We start from the raw sequence: 16496 nt of genomic DNA on the forward strand, positions 1-16496 counted from the left end.
CCTCCGATGAAATGGAATGCCTGGGGCGACCCGGCCGCTGCCAAGCCGCTCTCCGACGGCATCCGCTCATTGCTCGAACAGGCACTCGGGGTCCACTCCCCTGACGCCGACGAGCTCACACCCCAGGACGTCCGACTGCGCCCGACCGCGTTGAGCACCACAGATCAGGATGGTTTGGCCGCAATCGTCGGCACGCCGAATCTCAGCACCGACGATGACGCCCGGTTGTTGCGCGCGGGCGGGAAATCCACCCTCGACCTGCTCCGACGCGCCAGCCGCGAAGTCCAGGACGCGCCCGATGCCGTACTCACCCCCGGCTCCGAGGACGAAGTCGCCGGGGTGCTGGCGTACTGCTCACGGCACGGAATCGCCGTCGTACCGTTCGGCGGCGGCACCAGCGTGGTCGGCGGCCTCGACCCCGACCGCGGTTCGCGCAACGCCGTCATCTCCCTGGACCTGCGCCGCTTCGACCAGCTCTACGCACTCGACGCAGTTTCGGGTGAGGCCGAGCTCGGCGCCGGCGTCACCGGCCCGGACGCCGAGCGACTGCTGGGCGAGCACGGTTTCTCCCTGGGCCATTACCCGCAGAGCTTCCAATTCGCCACCATCGGCGGGTTCGCCGCCACCCGGTCCTCCGGCCAGGATTCGGCGGGCTACGGCCGGATCAGCGATATGGTCCGCGGACTGCGCGCGGTGACGCCCATCGGAATCCTCGACCTCGGCCGGGCACCGGAGTCGGCGGCGGGTCCGGATCTGCGGCATCTGATCGTCGGGTCCGAGGGCGTGTTCGGCGTCATCACCCGCGTCCGCCTGCGGGTCCATCCCACCCCCGCCTGCACCCGCTATGAGGCCTGGTCGTTCCCCGACTTCCGCACCGGCGCCGACGCCTTGCGGGCCGTCGTGCAGACCGGCACCGGCCCCACGGTCATCCGGCTGTCCGACGAGGCCGAAACCGGGGTCAACCTGGCCACCACCGAGCAGATCGGCGAACAGCAGATCACCGGCGGCTGCCTGGCCATCACCGTCTTCGAGGGCACCGACGAGCACACCGAGAGCCGTCACCGCGAGACCCGAACCCTGCTCGAAAAGCACGGCGCCACCTCACTCGGCGAGGACCCGGCGAAGGCCTGGGAGCACGGTCGTTTCAACGCCCCGTATCTGCGTGATTCACTGCTGGCCGCCGGCGCACTGTGCGAAACCCTCGAAACCGCCACCAACTGGTCCAATCTCGAAACGCTGAAAGTAGCCGTCACCGAGGCACTCACCACCTCGCTGACCGAATCGGGCACACCCGCACTGGTGCTGTGCCACATTTCGCATGTGTACGCCACGGGTGCCTCGTTGTACTTCACCGTGGTCGCCGGCCAGCGCGGCAACCCGAGCGAGCAGTGGCAGGCGGCGAAAAGTGCTGCCTCTCGGGCCATCATGCGTACCGGCGGCACCATCACCCACCACCACGCGGTCGGCGCCGATCACCGGCCGTGGATGGCCGACGAAGTGGGCGACGTCGGCGTCAAGGTGCTCCGGGCCGTCAAGGACTGCCTGGATCCGGCGGGCATTCTCAACCCCGGCAAGCTGATCCCGTGATCACGCACGTCACCGTCTTGACCAATCCCGCTTCCGGGCACGGCAACGCGCCGCACGCCGCCGAGCGGGCCATCGCCCGCTTCCAGCAGCGCGGTGTCGACGTCACCGCGATCGTCGGCACCGACGCGGCGCACGCATCCCGGCTGGTGCAGGAAGCACTCGAGCACGGCACGGATGCGCTGGTGGTCGCCGGCGGTGACGGGGTGATCTCCCTGGCTCTACAGTCGCTGGCCAACAGTGGCGTCCCGTTGGGCGTCATCCCGGCCGGCACCGGTAACGATCACGCCCGGGAGTACGCGCTGCCCACCGGCGATCCGGAGGCGGCCGCCGATGTGGTCGCGGACGGCCACACCGAGACCGCCGATCTGGGCCGCATCACAGCACGCGACGGTACGCAGAGGTGGTTCGGCACGGTGGTGGCCGCCGGGTTCGATTCGCTGGTGTCGGACCGGGCCAACCGCATCCGGTGGCCGCACGGCCGGATGCGCTACAACGTCGCGATGGTCGCCGAGTTGTCGAAGCTGCGGCTGTTGCCGTTCCGGCTGTCTTTCGACGGCGGTGCGGAGTTCGACCGCGACCTGACGTTCGTGGCGGTCGGAAACACCCGCAGTTACGGCGGCGGCATGTTGATCTGCCCCGGCGCCGACCACAACGACGGCCAACTCGACGTGACGATGGTGGCCTCGGATTCGCGGACCCGGCTGGTGCGGTTGTTCCCGACGGTGTTCAAGGGCACCCATGTGGAGCTCGAAGCCGTGACGACCACGCGGGTGCGCACCGTGACCATCGACTCCCCTGGCATCAACGCTTACGCCGACGGCGACTTCGCCTGCCCGTTACCGGCCGCCATCGAGGCGGTCCCGGGGGCGCTGAGAATCCTTACCCCACACCTTCCCGCAGCCAGGTGATCTCCGCGCCGACGTCACCACCGGTGCGGTAGGGCTCCAGGGCCTCGTCCCACGCGGTACCGAGCACGGTGTCCAGTTCGGCGGCCAGCATGTCGGCGCCTTCGGCCATCAGTGCCCGAAGGCGCATCTCGCCAACCATGATGTCGCCGCTGGCACTCATCGCGCCGTGCCACAGACCCAGCTGAGGGGTGTGACTGAAGCGCTGGCCGTCGACGCCGGCACTCGGGTCCTCGGTGACCTCGAAGCGCAGCACCGACCACGAGCGCAGGGCATTGGCCAGCGCAGCGCCGGTCCCCACGGGTCCGACCCAGTTGGTGACCGCGCGCAACTGACCAGGCATGGCCGGCTGCGGCGTCCACTTCAAGTTCGCCCTGGCGTTCAGGGTCGACGAAAGCGCCCACTCCACGTGTGGGCAGACCGCCGCGGGTGAGGCGTGGATGTACACCACGCCGGTAGTCGCGTCGGCAAATTGGTTCGACGCACGCATTGGCTGCTCCTTAGTTCCACGAGGGACGTCTTCCCCAACGACCTTGCAGAACTTCGAGCATCACAAAACGTGTGTCGCGCGTGTCTATTGTGCCCCGTGTGGCAGGTGTTGCGCTAGTGTGCCGCGAATTCTCTCAGAGCTTCATCAGACACAGCAGGCCACAGGGGGTGTGCCCAGTCACCGAAATCCCGGTCGGTGAGCACCACGAGAGCCAGACCGACGGCGGGATCAGCCCAGATGAACGTGCCCGACTGCCCGAAGTGACCGAACGTACCCGGCGAATTCGCGGCCCCCGTCCAGTGCGGTGATTTGGCCGCCTTCAACTCGAACCCCAGCCCCCAGTCATTGGGCCGCTGGGCGCCGTAGCCGGGCAGCACCCCATCCAGACCCGGGAACTGCACCGAGATGGCCTCGGTGTGCATGCCCGTCGACACCAACGCTGGCGTCAACAGCTCACCGGCGAACTGCACGAGGTCGGCCACACTGGCGGTGACGCCATAACCTGCCGCCTTGGCCCCGCCGTCCAGAGACGACGACATGCCCAGCGGTTGGAACACCGACTCCGCCAGATACGTGCCGAAGTCGATGTCGGTGGCGTGCGCGATGGTCTCGGCCAGCACCGCGAAGCCGGTGTTGGAGTACACCCGCCGCGTCCCCGGTTTGGCGATCACCTTGTCGTCGAGCATCGACAGCCCCGAGGTGTGAGCCAGCAGGTGGCGCACGGTGGCACCCGGGGGCCCGGCGGGCGTGTCGAGTTCGATCGCCCCTTCCTCGACGGCCACCTGCGCCGCCCGCGCCACCAACGGTTTGGTCACCGAGGCCAGCCGGAACGGCCGGTCGAGGTCGCCATGGGTGGCCAACACACCGGAGGTCCCGACCACCGCGGCGGCGACAGTCGGGACCGGCCAGCTCTGAAGCAACTCGAGTGCGCTCATCGCCTGCAAATTTATCCCCGGCTCGGTAAGCGCCTGCCCGCCGGGGAGATCTCACTTACGGCACAGGTAGTAGCTGTTGATCGGATCGGACTCGATCTCGGTGACGGCGACGTCGACGAAGCCGGCATCGCGCAGCATGGCCGTCGCCACCTGTTGGCCCCACACGGTTCCGAGGCCGGCGCCGCCGTCGTGCAACGACACCGACATACAGTGCATCGTCGACACCGTGTAGAGGTAAGTGCTCAGTGGCACGCCGATGTTGTCCTCGAGATCGCTCGAGGCCTTGATGTCCACCATCAGGAACACCCCACCCGGCCGCAACGCCCGATAGATGTTGGCCAGCATCGCCGCCGGCTGCGCCTGGTCGTGCACGGCGTCGAAGGCGGTGATGACGTCGTAGGCCTCCGTGAGGTCCAGCGCCGCGACGTCCTGGCGCAGGAATTGCGCGTTTGCCAGGCCCAGCCGGGCGGCCTCGGCGGTGGCTGTGCGAATACCCTCGTCCGAGAAGTCGATACCGGTGAACCGGCTCTGCGGAAACGCCTGTGCCAACACGTTGATCGCGTGTCCGCTGCCGCAGCCCCAGTCGGCGACGTCGGCGCCGGCGTGCAACCGGGCCGGCAGACCGTCGACCAGCGGCAGGATCACGTCCACCAGCGCGGCGTCGAACACCTCGCCGCTTTCCTCGGCCATCAGCGCGTGGAAGCGGGGGTATTCGGTGTAGGACAGCCCGCCGCCGGTGCGGAAGCAGCCGACGATCTTCTGCTCGATCTCCCCGAGCAACGGGATGAACTGGGCCAACCGGGCCAGGTTGTCCGGGCCAGCCGCACGGGTCAGCACGGCGGCGCGATGAGCGGGCAGGGTGTAGGTCGCGGTGGTGGAGTCGTAGTCGACGACGCCGCCGGTGGACATGCCGCCCAGCCACTCCCGCACATAGCGTTCGTCGAGGCCGGCGGCGTCGGCGATCTGCTGGCTGGTCGCCGACGGCAGCGTGGCCATGGTGTCGAACAGGCCGGTCTGATGGCCGATGCTGGCCAGGATCGCCACGCTGGCCTTGTCGATGGTGTCGATCATGCGACCGGCGAAGTGTTCGGTGGTCTCCACCGACGAGCTTTCGAGAATTGTCATGCCGTGAACGCTAGGCAGCCTGCGACTGCGGCACATCGGTCAAATCATGCAGGTTCTATGCAGAACCGCGAAGCCCCAGATTTTCGAACGCCCATGCCACTGCGGCGGTCCGCGACGACACCCCGAGTTTGGCGTAGACGTTGGCCAGATGCCGGGCGACGGTTTTCTCGGACAGCACCATGACGCGGGCGACGTCACGGTTGCTGGCTCCCCCGGCCACGTGGGTGAGCACTTCCACCTCGCGTCGGGTGAGTCCACCGTGGGCCGGCTGCGCGCAGTCGGTGGGAGCCTCTACCCCGAGTTGGCGGTAGATCGCCTCCGCCGTCGCGGCGTCGGCGGCTGCGGTGGCTGTATCGCCGAGACCTTTGTGCGCCAACGACATCCAGTCGTACACCTGCGCCGACTCATAACGCGACTGCTGGGTCCGGTACTCGCGCAGAGCGACCTGCAGCACGGCAAGGGCCTCGGTGTGGCGGCCGCGGCGCACCAGCACCGCGCCCCGCGTGTGCGCCGCCCACGCCCGGAAGCCTGGGGTGGGCCGGGTGCGGGCCCCGTTTTCGAGTTCGTCGCAATACTGCTCGGCCTCGTCGAGGCTGTCGCGCGCCAGCGCGATGTCGACGGCCGCGCGCAGCAGCCGCATGCGGCCGGGCCCGGACTCGGCGGCCAACGCCATCCGCAGCCCCGCCCAAGCACCCTGTTTGTCGCCTTGGCTGCAGCGCAACAATGCTTCCCCTGGTTGCGGATCAGCGCCCAGCACACGGGTTTTCGCGAATGCGGCGAGCGCGCCGTCGACGTCGCCGCGCAGACGGCACACCTCACCGAGCTGGTAGTAGCCCTCGGCGGCGGCCCAGTTGTTGACGTCCTCGAGCCTGCGGCTGGCGTCGGTGAGCTTGTCCTCCAGCTGCTGGTAGTCGTCGCTGGCGGCCAGCACCTGCAGACGGTGCACGTCGCACACCCCGCCGTAGGTCAGCGACCCGCTGATGCCACACCACCGGTCCATCGATTCGGTCCAGGCCCGCATTCGCGGCAGGTCGGCCAGCCGATGACAGTGGTAGAGCACGATGCAGTAGATGTCGCCGGCCCATTCGACGGGCACCTGGTCGGCGAGCACCGGAAGCATCGCCTCGTCGATCAAGCCGTAGGCCCGGCTGAAACCCTCACCGGCCAAACGTTCGTCGAGCATGGCGTGCAGCCCCTGGGCCACCAACCCGAGGGCGGTCAGCGCCGGAATGTCGAGGCGGACGCTGAGCTCGCGGAGGGCGTTGACCCGCAACGCCAAGGCGTCGAGGTCCTGGCTCATGGCCGCGACCACCGCATCGAGGTACGCCAGGTAGCCGTGGGCCGGGCCTTCCGGAGCGCCGGTGAGCAACCGCCGGGCCCGGTTCATCCAGCCCTGGCCGATGTTGACGTCGCCACGAGTCAGCCAGGCGAGACTGAGCTCGACGGCTTTCATGGCGGCCGCGGCCGGATCGGTACGCGTCAGTTGACCGAACACCAGCTCGGAGAGCCGCACTGCCTCCTTGACGTTGCCCACCCGCCATGCGGCCAGTGACATCGCGTCCAGATCATCGGTGGACAGCGGCCCGCGAGCGCTCGCCTCGGCGTAGGCGTCATAGCTCGAGCGCCAGCGCCGTTCGGCGAATGCCGCGCGTGCGGTGCCGAGCCAATCCGTGGCAAGGGAGGAAGTGGCCATTTCGCCCCTACCGTAGCGCCGATCGGCGCAGCTGGGGAGGTATTTTCGCCGTACTCAGTCACGTTCGGTGAGCGCGAATGATGCGCCCTCGCCGTCGCGCACCTCAGCGCCCGTGCATTCGCCGATCCATCCCGACCCCACGACGACGGTCACGCCGTCGCCGGTGAGCTCTTTGGTGCCGTACCAGATGGTTTTGTGATCAACCGGGCGGCCATCGACGAGCAGAGTCACGCGGTTGAGGAAAACCAACCGCTCGTCGAAGACCACCTGTATCGCCTTGGTGCCATCTTCACCCGACCAGAACCGACGCGTGAAGCCCCAACGCTTGGTCTCGGCACGTCGCGCGCCCAACGTCAGAAACACGATGGCGCCGATCGTGATCAGTGCACTCAACCACCCCGACGCGCCCAGGACGTAGGCAAGCCCGCCGATTCCCAATACCACCGCGGTTGTCACGACACAGAATGTGATGAGCCTGCCCTCGTGCATTGCTTTCATCGGTCATTCATTCCCCGGCTCGGTACACGCCAATCTCGGCCGGCGCCGCCATGATCTGGACACGTGTACGGACAACGTTCTCACCCTGTCCCAGCGTCGAGGCGAGGCATTAGGTTATAGGCATGAGTCAGACAGTGCGTGGTGTGATTTCTCGGTCCAAGGGTGCTGCGGTGGAGGTCACCGACATCGTGATCCCCGACCCCGGCCCGGGTGAAGTGGTGGTCAAGATCATCGCCTGCGGGGTCTGCCACACCGACCTGACCTACCGCGACGGCGGCATCAACGACGACTACCCCTTCCTGCTCGGCCACGAAGCCTCCGGCACCGTCGAAGCCATCGGCGACGGCGTGGTCAACGTCGAACCCGGTGACTTCGTCATCCTCAACTGGCGCGCGGTCTGCGGACAATGCCGGGCCTGCAAACGCGGCCGCCCGCACCTGTGCTTCAACACCTTCAACGCCACCCAGAAAATGACCCTCACCGACGGCACCGAACTGTCCCCCGCCCTGGGCATCGGCGCCTTCGTCGAAAAAACCCTGGTCCACGAAGGCCAATGCACCAAAGTCGACCCCCAAGCCGACCCCGCCGTCGCCGGCCTGCTCGGCTGCGGGGTGATGGCCGGCATCGGCGCGGCCATCAACACCGGCGCCGTCACCCGCGATGACACCGTGGCCGTCATCGGCTGCGGCGGGGTCGGAGACGCCGCCATCGCCGGCGCCGCCCTGGTCGGCGCCAAAACCATCATCGCCGTCGACCGCGACGACAAGAAACTGGCCTGGGCACGCGAATTCGGGGCCACCCACACCATCAACGCCGCCGAACTGGATGCGGTCGAGACGATTCAGGATCTGACCGGCGGGTTCGGCGCCGACGTCGTCATCGACGCCGTCGGCCGCCCCGAAACCTGGAAACAAGCCTTCTACGCCCGCGACCTGGCCGGCACCGTCGTCCTGGTGGGCGTGCCCACCCCGGACATGCAACTGCAGATGCCGCTGGTGGACTTCTTCTCCCGCGGCGGCGCGCTGAAATCCTCCTGGTACGGCGACTGCCTACCTGAGCGCGACTTCCCCACCCTCATCAGCCTCTACCTGCAGGGCCGGCTCCCCTTGGAGAAATTCGTCTCCGAACGCATCAGCCTCGACGACATCGAAGACGCCTTCCACAAAATGCACACCGGTGAAGTCCTGCGCTCGGTGGTGATCCTGTGAGCATTCAGCGGGTGGTCACCTCCGGGAAGTTCGAACTCGACGGCGGGTCCTGGGACGTCGACAACAACATCTGGATCGTCGGTGACGACTCCGATGTCGTCGTCTTCGACGCCGCCCACACCGCACAACCGATCATCGATGCCGTGGCCGGGCGCAACGTCGTGGCCGTGGTCTGCACCCACGGCCACAACGACCACGTCACCGTCGCCCCTGAACTCGCCGCCGCCCTCGACGCCCCCATCCTGTTGCACCCCGCCGACGACGTGCTCTGGCAGATGACCCACCCCGGCAAGGATTTCCGCGCCGTCGACGACGGGCAGACCCTGCAGGCCGGTGCCATCGAGCTGATCGGCCTGCACACCCCCGGCCACTCCCCGGGCTCGGTGTGCTGGTTCGCCCCCGAACTCGGCGCCGTGTTCTCCGGCGACACCCTGTTCCAAGGCGGGCCCGGCGCCACCGGCCGCTCCTTCTCCGACTTCCCGACCATCCTCGACTCCATCAAGAACCGCCTCGGCACCCTGCCCGCCGACACCATCGTCTACACCGGCCACGGCGACACCACCAAAATCGGCGACGAAATCGTGCACTACGACGAATGGGTGGCCCGCGGCCACTGACGAGCATCGCGAGGAACGAGCGGTGTGAGGAAGGGCCCAACAGATCCGGCCACTGACGAGCGCTGCGAGGAACGAGCAGCGCGAAGAGCTGTGGCCCAACCAGCACGGCCACTGACGAGCGCTGCGAGGAACGAGCAGCGCGAAGAGCTGTGGCCCAACCAGCACGGCCACTGACCAGACGCTGTCCACTTCGCGCAATCACCTTCCGTAACTTTCGCCTCAGCTAACTGTTTAGCGCCCCAATGCGTTGGGTAGCCTGGCATCCATGGGGGTAGGTCGGGCAGGCTCACCACGGTGGCGGTGGTGCGTTTCGCTGCTGGTAGCTACCGCGATGATGTTTGCTGTCTCGTGCGCGCGCGAGCAGCCGCTGCCCCTCATACCCGAAGATACCGCAGCAACCGGTACCTACCCCATGCCGAAGGTGGGAGTGGACGGAACTTCGCTGACTCTCGACGGGCGGAAGTGGTGGCCGATCGGGATCAACGCCTACCAGCTGGGCACGAATTGGGATGTCAACGCCGGCTGCGGTGCGCAGGTCGACCTCGACCAGTATTTCGGTAGCCTCGCCCCACATTCCTTGACCCGGATCAACGTCTACTCCAGCTTCGCGGTGAACAAGCGCACCGGCCAGCTCGACTTCTCCGCACTCGATGCCATTTTCGAGTCCGCGCTGCGGCACAATCAGCTCCTCATCGCTGTGCTGACGGGCGGCGAGGGTGGTTGCGAGAACGAGTATTTCAAGGACTACGACTGGTACGCCGGCGGCTGGCAGACCGAGGTGTCGCACGGGCTGCCCATGCCCTTCGCGGACTGGCTCGACCTCGCCGTCGACCGGTGGGGTGACTCACCCGCACTGGCCGGCTGGACGGCGGTCGGGGAACCGGAACCGTCGCACTGCACGGACGAGAACTGCACGTGGCAAACCCGCACCTGTCCCGCCGACTCGGCGGTTGTGCTGCGGGCGTTCTTCGACCAGGTGGGTGAGAGGATTCGTGCCGAGGATCCCGATGCGGTGATCTTCAGCGGGCACACCGGTGGCGGCCAGTGCGGTTCGGTCGGTGAGCAGTACCAGATGGTGGCGGCATCACCGGGTATCGACGTTGTGGAGTATCACTACTACCAAGCCACCGACTACCTCCCCGGAGACGCCCGCGACGGGTTGCAGCGCCGCATCGAGCAGGCCCAGGCGCTCAACAAACCGCTCATCGTCGCCGAGGTCGGTGTCGAGGCAGGCACCTGCAAGTCGCTGAGCCAGCGCGAGCGGGAGATCTCCCTGATCGTCGGCGCGCAACGGGCCCATGGGGCGGCCGGCGTCATGTTCTGGTCCTACGTTCCCGATCCGCGCCTGGATGAGTGCACGCTGGACATCGGTCCGAACGATCCCTTGTTCCGGATGATCGGCGCCGGCGCGGCATAGTCAGCGCCCGTCGAGAAGGCGGCGCTTCTCGGATTTGAACTCTTCCTCGGTCAGGGCGCCCGAATCACGCAGAGCGGCCAGCGTTTTCAGCTGCTGAATACGGATTCCGTCCTCGGTGGGTTCATAGGACACGGGTGCCGACCTCGGTGCGGGCACATCATCGGAGTCATCGGAATCATCAAAGTCGAGATCGGATAAGTCGGGTTCCTCCGACAGCCCGAGGGGTTCATTTGACCGGGACTTGACCCGCGTCAGCCAGAACAATGCCAGCAGCAGATCCAGGATGCTGACCGCGAACAGGATGCCGAACACCACCGGTAACCAACCGAGCGAGCTGCCGTGCCCGAAGGCCAACCGGGGGCTCAGGAATGCCGATACATCACCGTCGGTGCTGATGCGGTAGGTGCCGTCGGCCGGAATCTGCGCCACCCAGACCTCAACGCGGGCATCGTTGTTGACAGTGGTGGTGGATCCGATGTCCTCTGTCACCACCGGGTCCGGAACACCGTCGGGTGGGTCGATGCCCATCGACAGGTGCGGTACCGGTAGTCCGCCACCATTGGTACTGCCGATGATCTGCGTGCGAAAACTGATCGTCACCTCGCCCGCGGGCAGTTGCAGCTCTGCCGTACCGGGAATCGGAACCTCACCGTAGGCGTCGAATTCGTCCCAGACGAAGATGTTCAGCAGCAGGGTGACGATGAATCCGACGATGGACACCACCAGGGTGCCGATGGCAGCCGCCAGCACGATTCGCGGGGCAGTTCTCGAGCCGCTCATGGCGGAAGTGTGACACGGGCGGGTCCCGCCGTCGCGGTTATCAACGGCCGCCTCCGCACATCAGGACTACCGTTGATGTGCCCCCTGCACCGACATCGATCGGAGGTGACATGCCCGAGTCCAGCATCGTCGTCCGCCCGGAGCCGATGGGAAGCCCGCGCTACACCGAGTCGTCTCGGCTGCAGGCAGCCGGGTTGTCCGAGGCGGTGGCGCTTTTCGAACAGGCCGCCGGTGTCGTGCCGCTGCCGACTCCGCCGCAGCCCATCGTCATCGCCGATTACGGCGCCGCGACCGGTCACAATTCGCTGGTGCCCATCGCGGCGGCCATCGGAAAGTTACGCGGGCGCACCCGCAGTGAGCACGCCATCCTGGTGGCCCACACCGATATCGCCGAGAACGACTTCACCACGCTGTTCCAGACGTTGTCCGAGGATCCAGACAGTTATCTCGGCAAGGACGCCGCCACCTTCGCTTCGGCAGTTGGACGCTCGTTCTACGGTCAGATCCTGCCGTCGAACAGCGTCACCCTCGGCTGGAGTTCGTGGGCCTGTCAGTGGCTGAGCAGTGTGCCGGGCCCGGTTCCCGACCACATCGTGGTGGCGCACTCCCAGGACAAGGAGGTCAAGGCGGCGTATGCCCGACAGGCCGCCCAGGACTGGCACGAATTCGTGGCTTTCCGCGGCCGGGAGCTCTGTCCCGGCGGTCGGCTGGTGGTGCTCACCATGGCCATCGCCGACGACGGAGACTTCGGCTACGGCGCGGTAGTCGACGCCGTTGTCGCCGCCCTGGATACGTTGCGCGCCGACGGATTCGTCAGCGACGAGGAGGTGCGTCGGGTCACGGTGCCGATGGTCGGCCGCTCCGCCAAGGACTTCCTGGTGCCGTTCGCCCCGAGAGGTCGTTTCGAGGACCTGACGGTCGAGCACGTCGAGGTGTTCGGTGGCGAAGACCGCGTCTGGACTCGGTATCGGGCCGACGGTGACGCCGCCGCATTCGGCGCGCAGTGGGCCGCGTTCGCCCGCGCGTCGGTGCTGCCCACCTTGGCGTCCGGCTTGGACGGCGGCCCCGCCGATCCGCGCCGCGGGCAATTCCTCGACCGGCTGGAGAAAGAGGTGGCGACACGCCTGGCGGCGGCACCCGAGCAGGTGTCCATCCCGCTGGCGGCCGTGGTGCTCACGAAGAGTCGCTGACCGCTCTGGCCAGATTTCGGCGGAAGCTGGCCGGACGGCCACTGCCGCGAGCCGCACTCACGCGACACAGTGAGGACCATGAATGCGCAATTCGTGTTGTACGACGGTTTTGACCTTCTCGATGTCGTAGGCCCGTTCGAGGTACTCAGCGCCGGGAGTGATGCTGCCGGAGGCGATCTCGAGGTCGAACTGGTCTCCTCGGAAGGACCCCGAGCGGTTGTGAGCGGAGTGCGCGGGGTGACGTTGCAGGCCACCGCCGCCCTCGATCCGGACAAGCCCGGCTTCGTCGTGGTTCCCGGCGCAGCCGGACCCATCGAGGGCGATCCCGATGCCGGCGTGCAGACCATTCCGGTGCTCCTGGCCCGCGTCGGCGAGACCGCGCTGATTCCGTTGATGGCTGCGGCGTTTGCCAATCCGGACATCACCGTCGCGACGGTGTGCGGCGGCGCGCTGGCGCTGGCCATGGCGGGGCTGCTGGAAGGCCGCACCGCGGTGACCCACGTGTTGGGCAATGACGTGCTCGACGCCACCGGAGTCACGGTGCCCGCCGCGCGGGTGGTCGACGACGGCGATCTGGTGTCAGCCGGCGGTGTCACCTCGGGATTGGACCTGGGGCTGTATCTGCTTGAGCGACAGTATGGTTCGTCAGTCGCATTGGCGGTTCAGCAGCTGTTCGAATACGAACGCCGGGGTACGGTGTGGACCAGGGGCGGCCGCACCCCGGTGACGCTGTGACGGCGCCGTTGCGGGGGCGGTGGGACGTCCGGATCAAGACACCGGTCGGTTCGTTGCACGTCGACTATGTGTTCGCCGACGACGGCACGTGCACGGCGACGCACCTGGGTGAGACGGTGCCGTTGATCGATCTCGCCGTCGACGGGCCTCGGGCGACATGGAGCCAGTCGGTCACCCGCCCCATGCGGTTGAATCTGGAGTTCGAGGTGACCGTCGACGGTGAGGTGTTGACCGGCCACTCCCGGGCCGGTCGGCTGCCCCGATCGGCCGTGACCGGCAGGCGCCACGCTTGAGCCCGTCAGCCGGTCTGTTGCAGATCGGTACGGCCGAGGCAGGTATCGGCAAGCTCGTCGAGTGACAGGGGAAGCACCCGCGCCAACGCGGCGATGGTGGTGAACGCCGGGGTGGCCAGTCGGCCGGTCTCGATCTTGCGCAGCGTCTCGGGGGAAATGCCCGCCGCCTCAGCCACTTCGGTGAGAGTGCGGTCCGCCCGGGCCTGGCGGATCTGCTTGCCGATCCGCTTGCCGGCGGCCAGTTGTTCTGCGGTCAGCGGGAGACGCACCATGAGCCCAGCCTACCCCGGTGCGGTATGAAAATACCGAATCCTCGCCCGGGCTGGTATTTTCATACCGGTTGCCGAGGGAGGACTCTGATGTTGGAACTGAAGACACCGCGTGAGATCGAGGCCATGGGCGTCACCGGCGCCTTCATCGCCGAGTTGCTCGACGATCTCGCCGGCCGCGCCCACCCGGGGGTGAACCTGCTCGACCTCGAACACCGCGCCCGGACGATGATCGCCGAGCGTGGCGCACAATCGTGCTACTGGGATTACGCACCGTCATTCGGGCGCGGACCCTTCCGCAACGTCATCTGCCTCTCCGTCAATGACGCTGTGCTGCATGGTCTTCCGCACGACTATGTACTCGCCGACGGCGACCTGCTGACCATGGACATCGCCGTGACCATCGACGGGTGGGCCGCCGATTCCGCGCGCAGCATCATCGTCGGCACCCCGCGAGCCGAGGACCAACGCCTCATCGCGGCCACGGAGGAGGCCCTGGCGGCGGGCATCACCGCTGCCCTGCCGGGAAACCGGCTCGGCGACATCTCCGCGGCCATCAATGCCGTGGCAGCGGACTACGGATACCGGGTCAACACCGACTTCGGTGGCCACGGCATCGGCCGCACCATGCACGAGGACCCGCACGTCCCGAACGTCGGACGCCCGCGTCGGGGTCTCGCGTTGCGGCCCGGCCTGACGCTGGCGCTCGAACCGTGGTTCGCGGCCGGTACCGACCAGATCGTCTACGACCCGGACGGGTGGACCATCCGCTCGGCCGACGGATCTCGCACCGCCCACAGTGAACACACCATCGCGATCACCGATGGTGCACCGCTGGTACTCACCTCGCGGAAGCCCTGACTCAGGGCTGCGGCAGGAACGTCGGCAGGCCGGGGATGGTGGGGATCGGCGGCACTGTCCAGGCCGGCGCCGGATCTTCCTGCGGCGGATCGGGTTCGGCAACCGGTGGCTCGGGACTCGGCTGCACGGTCTCGGTAACCGTTTCGGTGACCGGAGGCGGAGTCGTCGTGGGTGGCGGAGTCGTTGTCGGAGGAGTTGTTGTCGGAGGAGTTGTTGTCGGAGGAGTTGTTGTCGGCGGAGTCGTTGTCGGAGGCGGAGTCGTCTCGGGAGCAGTCGTTGTGGGCGGCGGGGTTGTGCTCGGCGCCGGCGGCGGCGGGCTGGCCGGTGCGGGCGCCCGGACCACTTGGTTACGGGTGACGGGCGCGGGCACTGCGGTCACCGTGCGGATCGGCGCCGGTGCAGGTTGGACCGCCGGGGCCGGAGGTTCCACTGCCAGCGGTTGCGGGGCCGGTGCAGGCGGGATGGCCGGCGCCAACGTCGGGCTCGGGGTGCTCGCCGGGGTGGTGGTGGTCTCGGAGGTCAGCGCGATACCGATACCACCGACGGCGGCAAGCAGCACGGCGGCGGCCGCGGCCATCAGGAGCGCCGGTCTGCGGTACCACGCCGGCGGCTCGTCGGCGCGTGCAGCGGCCGGATCCTCGATGAACTCGACCTGCGGGCGCGCACCGGTCCACCCGCCGGCGTCGACAGGAACCAGGTCCGGAATGTCCTCGGCCTGCGACCACGCCAACTGGGTATCCGGCACCGCAGCGGCGGCGGCCACGGTGGCTGTCATGGATGCGGGGGCCACGGTCATGACCGTCGCGCTGTCATCGCCGGGCCCGCGCAGCGCCCGCAGGGCCGCGCCCGTCGCAGCGGACAGGGCGGGACGTGGAGAGGTGATCACCGGCACCCGCAGGGTCTCCGAGAGTGCGGTGGTGACGGCCACCATCGCCGCGCCTCCCCCGACGGTCGCGACAGCCGCCAGGTCCGCCGGCCGAATCCCGTTGCGCCGCATCAAGTCATCGAGCGCATCGAGCACACCACTCAGCGGTGCCCGCACCGCGTCGTCGAGTTCGGTGCGGGTCAGTCGTACGTCACCACGGTGACCGGGCAGGTCGACGGGCAGCGCGGTCACCGTGGCCGACGACAGCCGTTCCTTGGCGCCGCGGCAGGCCAGGCGCAGCGTGCTCAGCGAACCGATGGCCGAGGTGGAGGCCAGGTCCACGGCACCGGCCTCGGCCAGCCCGCCGATCACCTGAGTCAGCAGGGCCTGATCAACCAGATCGCCGGAGAAGTCGAGATGACGAACTGTTGCGCCGATCGGCCGGTAGCCGGAGGCGGCGTCGACGAGCGTGAGGTTGGTACCGCTTCCGCCGAAGTCGCAGACGGCCACGACGCCGCGCGTGGGTAGTCCGGGGTTGTGCTGCAGAGCGGTGACGGCGGCCGTCACATCGGAGATCACCGGTATCTGGGTGCGCGACCATTCCGGCACCCGGCTCACTTCGCGGCGTAACGCCTCGACGGCCTGCGGGCGCCAGTGCGCGGGATAGGCCACGGCAGCGACCTCGGGGAGCTCACGACGGGACAGATACGCCAGCGCGCGCAAGGCGTCGGCCAGGACACGCCCGCCACGATGGCTGGAACCGTCGGAGGCCAGGATGCCGATCGGATCTCCCACGCGGTCCACGAAATCGCTGAGCACCTGACCGCGCTCGTCGGCGGGGGCCGTCGGGTTCTCCCACGGCGCGCCGACCATCGGCGGGCGCTGCGCGTAGTACGTCAGCACCGGCGTTCTCACCACAGCGGTATCAGAAGTAACAGCGGCCACAGCCGTGGCGCCCACCGACAGTCCGACCGCCTGCAACGTTGCGTCTGCCATCTCATCCCATCTGAGCCAGCGCAGGGCAAGCC

General features: G+C 67.8%; 17 protein-coding genes. 9 read left to right on the forward strand and 8 right to left on the reverse strand.

Annotated elements, in window-relative coordinates; all coding sequences use genetic code 11:
* The first annotated feature begins 6 nt into the window (after positions 1–6).
* Both NL241_RS22105 and NL241_RS22110 read left to right on the forward strand, forming a co-directional pair.
* Positions 7–1587 (forward strand): FAD-binding oxidoreductase, encoded by a 1581-nt coding sequence (locus tag NL241_RS22105; protein ID WP_494398362.1) that lies wholly within the window; start codon positions 7–9, stop codon positions 1585–1587.
* Positions 1584–2495, forward strand: coding sequence for a diacylglycerol kinase (locus tag NL241_RS22110; protein ID WP_494395032.1), 912 nt, complete (start codon positions 1584–1586; stop codon positions 2493–2495). The genes NL241_RS22105 and NL241_RS22110 overlap by 4 nt, the downstream gene beginning before the upstream one ends.
* Here the strand turns inward: NL241_RS22110 and NL241_RS22115 are convergent.
* The 5 genes from NL241_RS22115 to NL241_RS22135 all read right to left on the reverse strand — a co-directional run bounded on the left by NL241_RS22115 (position 2467) and on the right by NL241_RS22135 (position 7191).
* On the reverse strand, positions 2467–2982 hold the full coding sequence (locus NL241_RS22115) for a DUF3145 domain-containing protein (RefSeq protein WP_487687861.1): 516 nt from the start codon (positions 2980–2982) through the stop codon (positions 2467–2469). The genes NL241_RS22110 and NL241_RS22115 overlap by 29 nt on opposite strands.
* A 113-nt stretch (positions 2983–3095) precedes the next feature.
* Complete coding sequence (locus NL241_RS22120) at positions 3096–3917, reverse strand: serine hydrolase domain-containing protein (protein WP_494395033.1); 822 nt, start codon at positions 3915–3917, stop codon at positions 3096–3098.
* Positions 3918–3968: 51 nt separating this feature from the next.
* Positions 3969–5042 (reverse strand): class I SAM-dependent methyltransferase, encoded by a 1074-nt coding sequence (locus NL241_RS22125; RefSeq protein ID WP_494395034.1) that lies wholly within the window; start codon positions 5040–5042, stop codon positions 3969–3971.
* 55 nt (positions 5043–5097) lie between these two features.
* Positions 5098–6735, reverse strand: coding sequence for a LuxR C-terminal-related transcriptional regulator (locus NL241_RS22130; RefSeq protein ID WP_487687853.1), 1638 nt, complete (start codon positions 6733–6735; stop codon positions 5098–5100).
* 54 nt (positions 6736–6789) lie between these two features.
* Positions 6790–7191, reverse strand: a complete 402-nt coding sequence (locus tag NL241_RS22135) for a hypothetical protein (protein WP_494395035.1) — start codon at positions 7189–7191, stop codon at positions 6790–6792.
* A 164-nt stretch (positions 7192–7355) separates the two neighbouring features.
* On the opposite strand from NL241_RS22135, the gene NL241_RS22140 reads away from it, so the two are divergent.
* From NL241_RS22140 to NL241_RS22150, 3 genes are all read left to right on the forward strand, one after another.
* Positions 7356–8441: an S-(hydroxymethyl)mycothiol dehydrogenase gene (locus NL241_RS22140; RefSeq protein WP_494395036.1), complete on the forward strand. Its 1086-nt coding sequence runs from the start codon at positions 7356–7358 to the stop codon at positions 8439–8441.
* On the forward strand, positions 8438–9058 hold the full coding sequence (locus NL241_RS22145) for an MBL fold metallo-hydrolase (RefSeq protein WP_487687845.1): 621 nt from the start codon (positions 8438–8440) through the stop codon (positions 9056–9058). The genes NL241_RS22140 and NL241_RS22145 overlap by 4 nt, the downstream gene beginning before the upstream one ends.
* Positions 9059–9485: 427 nt before the next feature.
* Entirely contained in the window at positions 9486–10475 is a 990-nt protein-coding gene (locus NL241_RS22150) for a glycoside hydrolase 5 family protein (RefSeq protein WP_487687841.1), read from the forward strand.
* On the opposite strand, the gene NL241_RS22155 is transcribed toward NL241_RS22150, so the two are convergent.
* The gene (locus tag NL241_RS22155; RefSeq protein ID WP_494395037.1) at positions 10476–11255 is read right to left on the reverse strand and encodes an SHOCT domain-containing protein; all 780 of its coding nucleotides are present in this window, start codon (positions 11253–11255) and stop codon (positions 10476–10478) included.
* Between the two features lie 110 nt (positions 11256–11365).
* On the opposite strand from NL241_RS22155, the gene NL241_RS22160 reads away from it, so the two are divergent.
* The 3 genes from NL241_RS22160 to NL241_RS22170 all read left to right on the forward strand — a co-directional run bounded on the left by NL241_RS22160 (position 11366) and on the right by NL241_RS22170 (position 13473).
* The gene (locus tag NL241_RS22160; protein ID WP_494395038.1) at positions 11366–12445 is read left to right on the forward strand and encodes a class I SAM-dependent methyltransferase; all 1080 of its coding nucleotides are present in this window, start codon (positions 11366–11368) and stop codon (positions 12443–12445) included.
* Positions 12446–12523: 78 nt separating this feature from the next.
* Positions 12524–13180: a DJ-1/PfpI family protein gene (locus tag NL241_RS22165; protein WP_494395039.1), complete on the forward strand. Its 657-nt coding sequence runs from the start codon at positions 12524–12526 to the stop codon at positions 13178–13180.
* A complete protein-coding gene (locus NL241_RS22170; RefSeq protein WP_494395040.1) occupies positions 13177–13473 on the forward strand; it encodes a hypothetical protein in 297 nt (98 codons plus the stop codon). The genes NL241_RS22165 and NL241_RS22170 overlap by 4 nt, the downstream gene beginning before the upstream one ends.
* 5 nt (positions 13474–13478) lie before the next feature.
* On the opposite strand, the gene NL241_RS22175 is transcribed toward NL241_RS22170, so the two are convergent.
* Positions 13479–13745 (reverse strand): helix-turn-helix domain-containing protein, encoded by a 267-nt coding sequence (locus tag NL241_RS22175; RefSeq protein WP_494395041.1) that lies wholly within the window; start codon positions 13743–13745, stop codon positions 13479–13481.
* A gap of 87 nt (positions 13746–13832) precedes the next feature.
* Between NL241_RS22175 and map the strand changes: the two genes are divergently transcribed.
* Positions 13833–14603 (forward strand): type I methionyl aminopeptidase, encoded by a 771-nt coding sequence (gene map, locus NL241_RS22180; RefSeq protein WP_494395042.1) that lies wholly within the window; start codon positions 13833–13835, stop codon positions 14601–14603.
* 1 nt (position 14604) lies between these two features.
* On the opposite strand, the gene NL241_RS22185 is transcribed toward map, so the two are convergent.
* Positions 14605–16464 (reverse strand): Hsp70 family protein, encoded by a 1860-nt coding sequence (locus tag NL241_RS22185; protein WP_494395043.1) that lies wholly within the window; start codon positions 16462–16464, stop codon positions 14605–14607.
* Positions 16465–16496 lie beyond the last annotated feature (32 nt).

This window comes from Mycolicibacterium sp. SMGY-1XX, assembly GCF_059132455.1.